Source organism: Mycobacterium neumannii (assembly GCF_002245615.1).
Taxonomy (GTDB): domain Bacteria; phylum Actinomycetota; class Actinomycetes; order Mycobacteriales; family Mycobacteriaceae; genus Mycobacterium; species Mycobacterium neumannii_A.
In genome coordinates this window covers 52,909-63,586 of the sequence record NZ_NKCO01000015.1, presented here as the reverse complement: position 1 = coordinate 63,586, position 10,678 = coordinate 52,909, and the positions used below count along the sequence as shown (strand labels likewise).

Genomic DNA, 10,678 nt, shown 5'->3' with positions numbered 1-10,678 from the left:
TCGCTCGGCAGGTATGTCGGACAACTCGAGCAGGCACTGGAAGCGCGATGACCGATAGCACACTCGACATAGTCGACATGCCCCGCGGCGGTCCTGAGGCGTCGTGGTTGGACCGGCGGTTGCAGACGAATCGGCTCGAGTACCTCGACCGCGACGACGTCGACGAGTTGAAACGAAAGGTCGTGGTGGCCCTCGACCGCGGTGGGCGGCGACGACGGTTGGGCGTCTACGGCAAGATCGCCAAGGTCGTGCTCGACGAGGTGGCCGAGTTCTCCTCGCCGAAGATTCTGGAGTTGGGAGCGGGCCTTGGCGGGCTGTCGGAGAAAGTGCTCGAGAGCCACCCCACTGCTCGGGTCACGGTAACCGACATCGATCCCTCCTTCGTCGGGATTGTTGCCGCGGGTGGGCTCGGCAGTGATCCCCGTGCCACGGTGCGGGAAATGGATGCCACCGAAATCGACGCCCCCGACGGGTTTTACGACCTCGCCGTGTTCGCGTTGTCGTTGCATCACCTGCCACCCGCACAGGCCGCACTTGTGTTCGCCGAGGGAACGCGGGCAGCGAAGAAGCTGATGATTATCGACCTGCGCCGACCGCCGGCGCCCGTGCATGCGGTTGTGCTGGCAGCGACGCTGCCGTTCTGCCCGCTGATGCCGCTGCTGCACGACGGGGTAATCAGCTCACTACGTGCCTACAGTCCGTCGGCATTGAGTGCGCTCGCGCGCCACGCCGGTCCGGAGATCACCGTCAAATTTCGCACCCGCCCGTTCGGCCCAACCGTCGTGGTCGCGAGCCGACGTCAAGTCAGCTGACCGGGCCGGGCGATCCTCTCGGTGAAGTTCAACGCCGTGCATTGATTGCGCTGTGAGCGGACCAACGGACACCGGGTTGCAGACCGCCGCCGACGTCCGGTCTGACATGGCGACGCGGCATGCGCAATCAATCGCTCGCCGACCGAATGCGTCAAAGGCTTCCGAGGTCGTCAGGCACGTCGACGGCGTGTTCGCGCAGCGCCTCCAGCGGAACCACCTGGAGCGTCCGCTCGTGCGTAGACGCCAGCACCACCGGCGCGGCGAAGCCGTCCTGGTAGGCCTTCAACCAGTTCACCGCGGTCACGCACCAGCGGTCGCCGGGCCGAAGACCGGGAAAGCGGTACTCCGGTCGCGAGGTGGACAGGTCGTTGCCGATCGACCGCTGGTGCCGGAGGAACTCCGCCGTCACGACCGCGCAGATCGTGTGGCTTCCGAGATCCTCGGGCCCGGTTGAACAGCACCCGTCCCTGTAGAAGCCGGTCAGCGGGTCGGAACTGCACGGCTGAAGCGGCTCGCCGAGCACATTGAGTTCAGCCACCAGTCGTCCATCGTTTCGGAGGGTCCTAATATTCAGTACTACCCGAACATATTCGAGTGAACGAGGAGCATCCGGCATGGCCGCGCTCAGGACTGGCGACGGATTCCCCGACATCGTCGTGACCGCTGTCGCCTCGACGACAGCATTGGCCACCGGCGCCGAAGAGACCTGGAGGCTGCTCCAGCAGGGCAGAAGCGGCATCCGGGCGCTCGACAAGTGGTTCATCGACGAGTTCGACTCGCCGGTCCGCATCGGGGGCGCGATCCTCGAGAATCTCGACGAGCATTTGGACCGCGTCGAACGGCGCCGGACGTCGTACATGCAGAAGATGTCGACCGTCCTGAGCCGCAGGCTCTGGGAGATCGCGGGCAACCCCGACGTCGACACCCGCCGGCTGGCGGTGTCGGTCGGCCTCGCGCTCGGCAGCACCGAAGAAATCCCGCTCCAGCACGACCTCTGGCGGCAAAAGGGCCTGCGCGCCGTGTCGCCGCTGACCATCCAGATGTACATGCCCAACGGGGCGGCCGCCGCGGTCGGCCTGGATCGCAAGGCGAAGGCGGGCATCATCTCGCCGGTGATGGCCGACGCGTCGGGCGCCGCGGCCATCGCCCAGGGCTGGCGACACCTCGTCCTCGGCGAGGCCGACATGGTGATCTGCGGCGGCGTCGAGACCCACATCGAGGCGGTCCCGGTTGCGGCCTTCAGCCTGCAGGAGCTGTTGTCGACCAACAACGACGATCCGGCGGGCGCCTGCCGACCCTTCGATAAGGACCGCGACGGCATGGTTTTCGGCGAGGGCGGCGCGCTGATGCTCATCGAAACCGAGGAGCACGCCAAGGCGCGCGGTGCGCAACCGCTGGCCCGGCTGATGGGCGCGAGCATGACCTCCGACGCCTACGACATCACCGAGCCCGATCCCGACGGCGAGCGCGCCGGCGAAGCGATCGCCCGGGCGATCGAACTGGCCGGCCTCAGCCCGACCGACATCGACCACATCAACGCCCACGCCACCGGCACCGTCCACGGCGACCTGGCCGAGGCCAAGGCCATCCGCAGGGCGCTCGGTGACCACTCGCCTGCGGTGTACGCGCCCAAGGCGGCGCTGGGGCATTCACTGGGATCGGCCGGTGCGATCGAGGCCGTGTTGACGGTGCAGGCGCTGCGCGACGGGCTCGTACCGCCCACGCTCAACCTCAAGGACCTCGATCCGCAGATCGATCTCGATGTGGTCGCCGAGAGCCCGCGCCGCGCCGACTACCGGTACGCGGTCACCAACTCGTTCGGGCTCGGCGGATACAACGTGTCGTTGGTGTTCGGCGCCTACTAGCGGCTACTTGGTCAGCGTGAACTGTCCTACGTAGCTGACGTTACGGCTGAAGAAGTCCGAGCAACCGCGCAGGTACTTCATGTAGCGGTCGTAGACCTCCTGCGACGTCACCGCGATCGCCTGATCCTTGGCGGCCTCGAGCTTGTCGGCCCACGTGTCCAGGGTGCGGACGTAGTGCGGGGTCATATCGTCGAAGTCGGCGACGGTGAAGCCGGCGTTCCCCGCGAACTCGTAGACGTCCTCGTCGCACGGCACGGCGCCGCCGGGGAAGATCTCCTTGGCGATGAACCGCATGAACTTCAGGTCCGACATCACGATCGGGATGCCCAGCTCGGGCCAGCGCTTGAGCGGGTGCCCCATGATCGTCTGCAGCACCATCCGGCCGTCGGCGGGCATGACGCGGTGGCAGGTGTCGAAGAACGCCTTGTACTTCGTCTTGGGCCACGCCTCGAACGCCTCGATCGACACGATGCGATCGACGGGCTCGTCGAACTCCTCCCAGCCCTTGAGCAGCACCCGCCGGGACCGGTCCGTTTCGACCGCGTCGAGGATCTGCTGGCCCAGTGCGTGCTGATTACGGCTCAGCGTCAGCCCGACGACGTTGACGTCGTAGGTCTCGATCGCCCGCTTCATCACCGAAGCCCAGCCGCAGCCGACGTCGAGCAGCGTCATCCCGGGTTTCAGGTCGAGCTTGGCGAGCGCGCGGTCGATCTTGGCGTACTGGGCTTCCTCGAGGGACATGTCGTCACGCGCGTAGTACGCACAGCTGTAGGTCCGCGTCGGATCCTGAAAGAGGCCGAAGAAGTCGTTCGAAAGGTCGTAGTGGGCTTGAACGTCCTCGTACGCGACCTTCATCGTCGTCCCCGAATTATCCGACATTTCCTTTGGCCTCCTATGCGGTTACGCGACCCCGACGACCCCGTAACGACCAAGCTTTATATCGCATTTTTCCTAAACCGGCTAAGCAGCCGCCTTCTCGCACGTGAACTGAGCGACATCGGTGTAGCCGTCGCGGAAAAGATCGGCACAACCGGTCAGGTATTTGCGGAAGCGCTCGTAAATCTGCTCGGAGGTGATTTCGATCGCCTCGTCCTTCTTGGCCTCGAGGTTCGCTGCCCAGGTATCGAGCGTCTTGACGTAGTGCGACTGCAGGTGCTGTTCACGCGTGACCGTATAGCCGGCCTTGTTTGCGTGCTCGCGCACCATCGAGGCCAGCGGCAAACGTCCGCCGGGGTAGATCTCGTCCATAATGAACTTGATGAATCTCACCCGGGACATGGTCAGCGGCAGTCCTTTTGCCTTGATCTCCTCGTCCTCGGGAATGATGATCGTGTGTAGCATCATCACGCCGTCGTCGGGCATCCAGTTGAAGGTCTTCTTGAAGTAGTCGTCGTACTTGTTGAAGCCGAAGTGCTCGAACGCGCCGATGGAGACGATCCGGTCGACCCGGCCCTCGAATTCCTCCCACGGCTGCAGCCGGACTTCCATCTTCCGGTCGCTCTTGATGTTGGCGAACCGGTTCTCCTCGATGTGGCGCTTCTGGTTCTCGCTCAGCGTGAGGCCGATGACGTTGACGTCGTACTTCTCGACGGCCCGCTGAATCGTCGAACCCCAGCCGCAGCCGATGTCGAGCAGCGTCATTCCGGGCTTCAGGCCCAGCTTGCCCAGTGAGAGGTCGACCTTCGCGAGCTGCGCCTGCTCCAGCGTGTAGTCGTCCTTCTCGAAGTACGCGCAGCTGTAGGTCTGCGACGGGTCCTGCCAGAGCTTGAAGAACTCGTTGGAGATGTCGTAGTGGAACTGGACTTCGTCCTTGTCCGATCCGCGCGTCTGCGATGCGGATTTGGACAGCCACTTCGACTGCGCCTGGTCTGTCGAGCTCTGCTGTGTATCTGAGGTTCCCACCACGGCCCACCCTTAGAAACTGATCGAGGGACGAATATTCGACTATCGCGCAGTTTTTCTCGACACGATGGTGAAACAGTACCTCCGAGTGCTGCGGTGGTGAGGGGCGGCACCACGACATCAGGCCTAGATTTTCGAATTCCTGGTCATCCAGCGCATCACCTGCCAACCGACTAAGACCGGCAGCCAGATGGTCAGCACCCGATAGAGCAGAACCGACGGTACGGCGACGGCGGCGGGCATCCCGAACGCCGCCAGACCGCCGATCAGCGCCGCCTCAACCGCGCCGATCCCGCCCGGTGTGGGTGCGGCCGAGGCCAGCGTGCCGCCCACCATTGTCACCACGGTGACCGTGATGAACGACGTGTCACCGCCGAAGGCCTCGATCGCCGCCCACAGCGCGAACGCGTTGCCCAGCGTCGTCGCGGCGCAGCCCGCCATGATGATCGCCAGCCGTCGCGGTTCCCGGGCCAGTGCGATGAGGTGCCCGACCACCTCCTCCAGCCGCGGCCGCACCGCCGTCGACAGCCACCGCCGCAGCTTCGGCACCAACAAGAACGTGCCCACCAGCCCGAGCAGCACACCGCCGATCAGGTACAGCAGCGTCACGTTGGGGACGAAGCGCGACAGGTCGGCCGATACGCCGGCCGCGGTGGAGAAGAAGATGAGCAGCCCCAGGTGAGTGATGACCTGGACGGACTGCTGCAGCGCGACGGCGGTGGTGGCGCGCATCGGGCTGACACCGCCCTTCTGCAGGTACCGCGCGGACAGCGCCAGCCCGCCCACTCCAGCGGGCGTCGTGGTGGCGGCGAACTTGTTGGCCACCTGCATCACGATCAGCCCCCACAGGCTGACCAGCCCGTCGGCACACGCCCAAAGCGCCGCCGCCGCACCGAGGTACGTCAGGCTCGTGGCGGCCAGGCCGAGGAGCGCCCACCACCAGTTCGCGGTGCGCAGTTCGGTGACGAACGTCGGCACCGAGGAGAGGAACGGGTAGGCGACATAGACCAGCGCGGCCAGCAGTACCAGCTGGATCACCTGGCCGCGGGTGAACCGCGTGACGGTCTCGGTGCGGATCTCGTCCACGCGGGTCTGACGCTTCACCTCGTCACGGGCGGCGGAGATGACGGCCTTGGGGTCGGTCACGGAGTTGCGGATGCGCATCGGCATCGCGGCCATGGTCAGCCGCCGCGACGCGGTCAGCACCGCGTCGTTGCCGAACGCGTCGATCGCCGCCCGCACCGCCGAACCCGCGTCGTAGAGATGCGTCGTCGTCACCAGCAGCTGAGCGATGTCGCTGCGCAACTGGGCGTCGGTGGCGCCGTACTCGGCGTTGTCGAATCCGCCGAACAGCACCGTGTCTCCGTCCACGGTGATCTCGCTGCTGCGCAGGTCGCCGTGGGAGATCTGACAGTCGTGCAGGTCGCGCAGCGACTCCCACACCCGGCCGACGGGTATCGAGTCGGCGCACTCGCTGATCGGAATTCCGCGGGGCGGGGTGTGGGCGTACAGCGTCCAGCCGCGGTCCAGCGCGGCGACGGCGATCGTCGACGCGTTGGCGACCTTGAGCTCGCCGATCGCGATGGCCATCAGGGCGCGATGCTCGACGAGGCGGCGCATCGACGCGTGCAGCGGCGCGGTCTCGCGGTCGCGCAACCGCACTTTTCGCCACAGCTGCAGCAGCACGCCGCCGCCCCGCTGGTGGGGTCCGTAAAGTTCCATCACGGCCGCGGTCTGCTGGTCTTCGCAGGTGGCGGTCAGCACCAGCGGTCCGGCGCCTGCCGGGCGCACCACCCGCAGGCCGGTGACGACGCATCCGCGCCGGGCCATCGCCCGCACCGCGCCGTCGAGGGGGACCTCCAGCCCGGGGGTTCCGACGACGAGCACCACCAGGGCGCCGACGAACCAGCCGGCCGCCAGCCCGACGAGCGAGCGGGCCGGCACCACCGCGCTGACGACCAGGTGGATTGGCACGAACGCCAGCAGCAGCGTCCACCACCAGCGCCGCCATCGGGCAGGCAACCAGGGGCCGGAGACGGTGAGCACCGCGGCGAGCATCGCGATCCAGCGCGGGTCGTCGACGAATTGGGACGCGAACGTGTCGAGGCGCCCGGACAGGTCGAAGTGCCAGCGCGGTGCGGTCAGCCCCAGGCCGCTGATCGACAACGCGGATCCGGCGATGACGGCCGCTGCGGCGTAGGCGGCGAGCAGCTTCCATTGTCGCGACAGGATCAGGCTGACCAGGATCACGAACGGCAGCGCGACGATCGCGATGCCATAGATGAGGTAGACCAGGTTGGCCTGGGTGGGCGTCAGAACCGCGACGATCTCGGAGATCGAGCGTTCCAGCGCCACCCACTCGTTGCGGGTGATGACCGAGCCGGTGATGACGATCGCGAGGAACAGCGCGGCCAGCACGACGCGGACGATGTCGTTGGTCCGCCTCGTCAAAGGCTGCAGCAGGCTGCCCGAGACGGCGATGTCCCGTCCGTCAACGCGCATGTATCAACGATCTTCTCCGGTCGGGGGTCACGTCGGTAGCGACCCGCCGTCAACTTAGCCGCTGACCCGTGGAAAGCGGCTCATTGGCCGACCGGGGACCGGAGAAGTCAGATCGCGTACTGCCTCGGCTCGTGCTGCACGGAGATCCAGTGCTCGGTGGTGAATTCGTCAATCGCCCATTGGCCGCCGAAGCGGCCGATCCCGGACGCCTTCTCCCCGCCGAAGGCCGTGTTGGCGTCGTCGTTGACGGGCGCGTCGTTGACGTGGGTCATGCCGGTGTCGATGCGCTGGGCGAACCGCACCGCGCGCTCGACGTCGCGGCTGAACACCGCCGACGACAACCCGTACTCGGTGGCGTTGGCAAGTTGCAGCGCGTCCTCGTCGCCGTCGGCCCGGATCACCGTCATCACCGGCCCAAACACCTCCTCGCGGGCGGTTGCCACGTCGTTGGAGCCGGTGAGGATGTGCGGTGGCAGGCACTGACCGGTCGGCCCGAAGGGATCGCCGCCGATCAGCAGGGAGGCGCCGTCGCTGCGGGCGCGGTCGAGTTTGTCCTGAATCGACTCCACCTGCGAGGTGTTGATGATCGGCCCCAGCTGGGTTTCCGGATCGCGCGGGTCGCCGACTTTGAGCTGCTTGGTCCGCTCGACGAAGCGGTCGAGGAACTCGTCGAAGACGCGCGTGTCGACGATCGTGCGGTTGCCGATCATGCAGATCTGGCCCTGGTGGAAGAACGACCCGAACACCGCGGCTCGGGCAGCCAGGTCGAGGTCGGCGTCCTCGAGCACGACGATAGGGCCGTTGCCACCGAGTTCGAGCGCGGTGCGCTTGATCCCGGCCTTGGCCGCGATGCCCTCGCCGACGGGCGTGGAGCCGGTGAACGAGACGACGCGCGGCACCGGATGCGCCACGATCGCGTCGCCGATGTCCGAGCCCGAGCCGATCACCACCGACAACAGCCCCGGCGGCAGGCCGGCCTCCTCGAAGATTCGCGCGAGCAGCAGTCCGCCGGTGACCGGGGTGTCGCCCGCCGGTTTGAGCACCACCGCGTTGCCGACGGCGAGCGCGGGCGCCACGGACCGGTTCGACAGCTGCATCGGGAAGTTCCACGGCGAGATCACCGCGACGACGCCGACGGGCTCGCGGTAGATGCGGCTCTCCTTGCCGGGGATGTCCGACGGCATGATCTTGCCCTCGACGTGGTGGGGCATCGACGCGGCTTCCCACAGCACCGAGCGCACCAGGCTCCACTCGAGTTCGGCCTTGGCGAGGGTGCCGCCGGATTCGCGGACCAACCAGTCGATGATCTCGTCCTTGCGCGCCCCCATCACGTCGGCGGCGTCGCGCATCACCTGCGCGCGGACCATGGGCGGTTGGGCCGCCCAATTTCGTTGTGCCTCAAGGGCCGTCGTGTAGGCCTCGTCGAGGTCGTCTGCGTCGGCCTGGGGAATCTCGGTCAGCACGTCGCCGGTGTAGGGGTCGGTGTCCTGCCGGGTCTTGCCTGACGAGCCTGCTCGCCACTGCTTGCCGATCGGCATGGTGTCGAAATCGGGATAGCGGGTCATTTTCATTGCCTACCCGCTGCCGACGGCATTACTCTATTAGGCATGAGTCCAACAACGGCGTCGGCGCTGCCGCCGGGACCTCGGCTCCCGTCGTTCGTACTGCTGTTGCTGATGATGCGGTGGTGGCCGCGGATCGTGTCGATCTGCCAACGCCGTTACGGCAACGTGTTCACGCTGACCAATTCGATGGTCGGCTCGATGGTCTACCTCTCCGATCCGGCTGACATCAAGACGGTGTTCGCCGGCGACCCGCGGATTTACCATGCCGGCGAGGCGAATTCGATGTTGGCGGGACTGTTGGGGGACAGCTCGGTGTTGGTCGTCGATGACGAGGTGCACCGAGAGCGCCGCCGGCTGATGATGGCGCCGTTCCACCGTGACGCGGTGGCGCGGCAGGCCGACGTGATGGCCGAGATCGCGGCGGACAACATCGCCGGGTGGCCGGTGGGGGAGCCGTTCGCGGTGGCGCCGAAAATGTCGGAGATCACCCTCGAGGTGATCCTGCGGACGGTGATCGGCGCCAGCGACCCCGATCGGTTGGCCGCGCTGCGCGAGGTGATGCCGCAACTGCTGAACGTCGGGCCGTGGGCATCGGTGGCGATCGCCAAACCCAAGCTGTTGAGACACCGCCTGTGGCAACGGTTGCGCCGCAACATGGATCACGCCGACCGGCTCCTGTATGCCGAGATCGCGGACCGCCGCGCCGATCCCAACCTCGCTGAGCGCACCGATGCGCTGGCGATGCTGGTGCGCGCCGGGGTCGACGACGGCGCGGGGATGACCGACCGGGAGCTGCGCGACCAACTGATCACGCTGTTGGTTGCCGGGCACGACACGACCGCAACCGGGTTGTCCTGGGCGCTGGAGCGGTTGACCCGCAATCCGGATGTGTTGTCAAAGGCCATGCGGGCGGCCGAATCCGGCGACGACGAGTATCTGGACGCGATCGCCAAGGAGACGCTGCGAAATCGCCCCGTCGTTCCCGATGTCGGCCGGATCCTCACCGAGCCGGTGGAGATCGCCGGTTACCGGCTGCCTGCGGGGGTGATGGTGGTGCCGAGCATCACGCTGGTGCACGACGATGCCGGCATCTATCCCGACCCCGACCGCTTCGACCCGGATCGCATGGTCGGCGCGACTCTGAGCCCGACGACATGGCTGCCATTCGGCGGGGGCAATCGCCGCTGTCTCGGTGCGGGATTCGCGATGGTGGAGATGCGCGTGGTGTTGCGTGAGGTGTTGCGCCGCGTCGAGCTGGCGCCGACGAGGGCCGCAGGCGAACGGCCGAAGCTCAAGCACGTGATCATGACACCGCACCGCGGTGCGCGAATCACGGTGTCGGCGAAGAAGACTGCCGTGTCGACAGCAGCGGATCAAGCTGCATCAAGATCCGCCACCGCCGACACGTCATCCGCGACGCAGAACTGATCAGGGGATGTCGGTAGCGGGCACGGCGCCGCAAGCGACTCCGGGAATGCACCCGGCGGCGCCTTGCGGTCCGGCCACGCCGGACGGTCCGCCCGGAATGGCGCCCGCGGCGCCCTGCGGTCCGGCTGTTCCGCCCGGGCCGCCGGGGATGGCACCCGTCGCGCCTTGCGGTCCGGCTGCTCCCGCGGGACCGCCGGGGATCGCGCCCGCGGCACCCTCGGGTCCGGCCACGCCGGCCGGGCCCCCGGGGATCGCGCCCGCTGCGCCCTCGGGTCCGGCTACGCCGGCCGGTCCACCCGGAACGGCGCCGGCCGCGGCCGGAGCGCCAGGAGGCGGCGGCGGTGTCCACACACCCGGCGCGGGTGCTGGCGCCGGAGCCGGGGCCGGAGCGACCGCGCAGCCTGTGCCGGCGGGGTCGACGCAGCCCGAGGGGCCACCGGTCGGGAGGAACGACGGCGAAGCAAAGCCTGCAGGCGCGGCAGCGATCGCGGCAGCTGCCGCGCCGGCCACCAGGAGCGGTGAAAACTTCTTCGAGTTGGTCAACATGCCGGTGCTTTTACCACTGTCACCAAAGCTCAAACCTCAAACCCCCGCGTGAGTCCAC

The 10,678-nt window shown here is 67.2% G+C and carries 9 protein-coding genes; 3 read left to right on the top strand and 6 right to left on the bottom strand.

Annotated elements, in window-relative coordinates; translation table 11 throughout:
• The first annotated feature begins 47 nt into the window (after nt 1–47).
• The gene (locus CEX88_RS17525) at nt 48–812 is read left to right on the top strand and encodes a methyltransferase domain-containing protein (RefSeq protein ID WP_094294444.1); all 765 of its coding nucleotides are present in this window, start codon (nt 48–50) and stop codon (nt 810–812) included.
• A gap of 151 nt (nt 813–963) precedes the next feature.
• On the opposite strand, the gene CEX88_RS17520 is transcribed toward CEX88_RS17525, so the two are convergent.
• On the bottom strand, nt 964–1,350 hold the full coding sequence (locus tag CEX88_RS17520) for a DUF2237 family protein (protein WP_066840379.1): 387 nt from the start codon (nt 1,348–1,350) through the stop codon (nt 964–966).
• Nucleotides 1,351–1,426: 76 nt separating this feature from the next.
• On the opposite strand from CEX88_RS17520, the gene CEX88_RS17515 reads away from it, so the two are divergent.
• Nucleotides 1,427–2,677 carry a KasA/KasB family beta-ketoacyl-ACP synthase gene (locus CEX88_RS17515; RefSeq protein WP_094294443.1) on the top strand — a complete coding sequence of 417 codons (1,251 nt, stop codon included), beginning with the start codon at nt 1,427–1,429 and terminating at the stop codon, nt 2,675–2,677.
• A 3-nt stretch (nt 2,678–2,680) separates the two neighbouring features.
• Here the strand turns inward: CEX88_RS17515 and CEX88_RS17510 are convergent, their stop codons facing one another.
• From CEX88_RS17510 to CEX88_RS17495, 4 genes are all read right to left on the bottom strand, one after another.
• On the bottom strand, nt 2,681–3,556 hold the full coding sequence (locus CEX88_RS17510) for a cyclopropane mycolic acid synthase family methyltransferase (RefSeq protein ID WP_202931545.1): 876 nt from the start codon (nt 3,554–3,556) through the stop codon (nt 2,681–2,683).
• A gap of 81 nt (nt 3,557–3,637) precedes the next feature.
• A complete protein-coding gene (locus tag CEX88_RS17505; RefSeq protein WP_064396577.1) occupies nt 3,638–4,582 on the bottom strand; it encodes a cyclopropane mycolic acid synthase family methyltransferase in 945 nt (314 codons plus the stop codon).
• Nucleotides 4,583–4,705: 123 nt separating this feature from the next.
• A complete protein-coding gene (locus tag CEX88_RS17500) occupies nt 4,706–7,081 on the bottom strand; it encodes a lysylphosphatidylglycerol synthase transmembrane domain-containing protein (RefSeq protein ID WP_066840386.1) in 2,376 nt (791 codons plus the stop codon).
• A 107-nt stretch (nt 7,082–7,188) separates the two neighbouring features.
• On the bottom strand, nt 7,189–8,646 hold the full coding sequence (locus CEX88_RS17495; RefSeq protein WP_082961496.1) for an aldehyde dehydrogenase family protein: 1,458 nt from the start codon (nt 8,644–8,646) through the stop codon (nt 7,189–7,191).
• Nucleotides 8,647–8,688: 42 nt separating this feature from the next.
• Here CEX88_RS17495 and CEX88_RS17490 point away from each other — a divergent pair, with 42 nt between their 5' ends.
• Nucleotides 8,689–10,074: a cytochrome P450 gene (locus tag CEX88_RS17490; RefSeq protein ID WP_094294441.1), complete on the top strand. Its 1,386-nt coding sequence runs from the start codon at nt 8,689–8,691 to the stop codon at nt 10,072–10,074.
• On the opposite strand, the gene CEX88_RS17485 is transcribed toward CEX88_RS17490, so the two are convergent.
• Nucleotides 10,075–10,620 carry a hypothetical protein gene (locus tag CEX88_RS17485; protein WP_094294440.1) on the bottom strand — a complete coding sequence of 182 codons (546 nt, stop codon included), beginning with the start codon at nt 10,618–10,620 and terminating at the stop codon, nt 10,075–10,077.
• Nucleotides 10,621–10,678: the final 58 nt, after the last annotated feature.

Excerpts from the sequence above, each read along its gene's own strand:
- CEX88_RS17515 (WP_094294443.1), top strand. The coding sequence starts at position 1,427 with ATGGCCGCGCTCAGGACTGGCGACGGATTCCCCGACATCGTCGTGACC.
- CEX88_RS17490 (WP_094294441.1), top strand. The coding sequence starts at position 8,689 with ATGAGTCCAACAACGGCGTCGGCGCTGCCGCCGGGACCTCGGCTCCCG.
- CEX88_RS17500 (WP_066840386.1), bottom strand. The coding sequence starts at position 7,081 with ATGCGCGTTGACGGACGGGACATCGCCGTCTCGGGCAGCCTGCTGCAG.
- CEX88_RS17510 (WP_202931545.1), bottom strand. The coding sequence starts at position 3,556 with ATGTCGGATAATTCGGGGACGACGATGAAGGTCGCGTACGAGGACGTT.
- CEX88_RS17495 (WP_082961496.1), bottom strand. The coding sequence starts at position 8,646 with ATGACCCGCTATCCCGATTTCGACACCATGCCGATCGGCAAGCAGTGG.
- CEX88_RS17485 (WP_094294440.1), bottom strand. The coding sequence starts at position 10,620 with ATGTTGACCAACTCGAAGAAGTTTTCACCGCTCCTGGTGGCCGGCGCG.
- CEX88_RS17525 (WP_094294444.1), top strand. The coding sequence starts at position 48 with ATGACCGATAGCACACTCGACATAGTCGACATGCCCCGCGGCGGTCCT.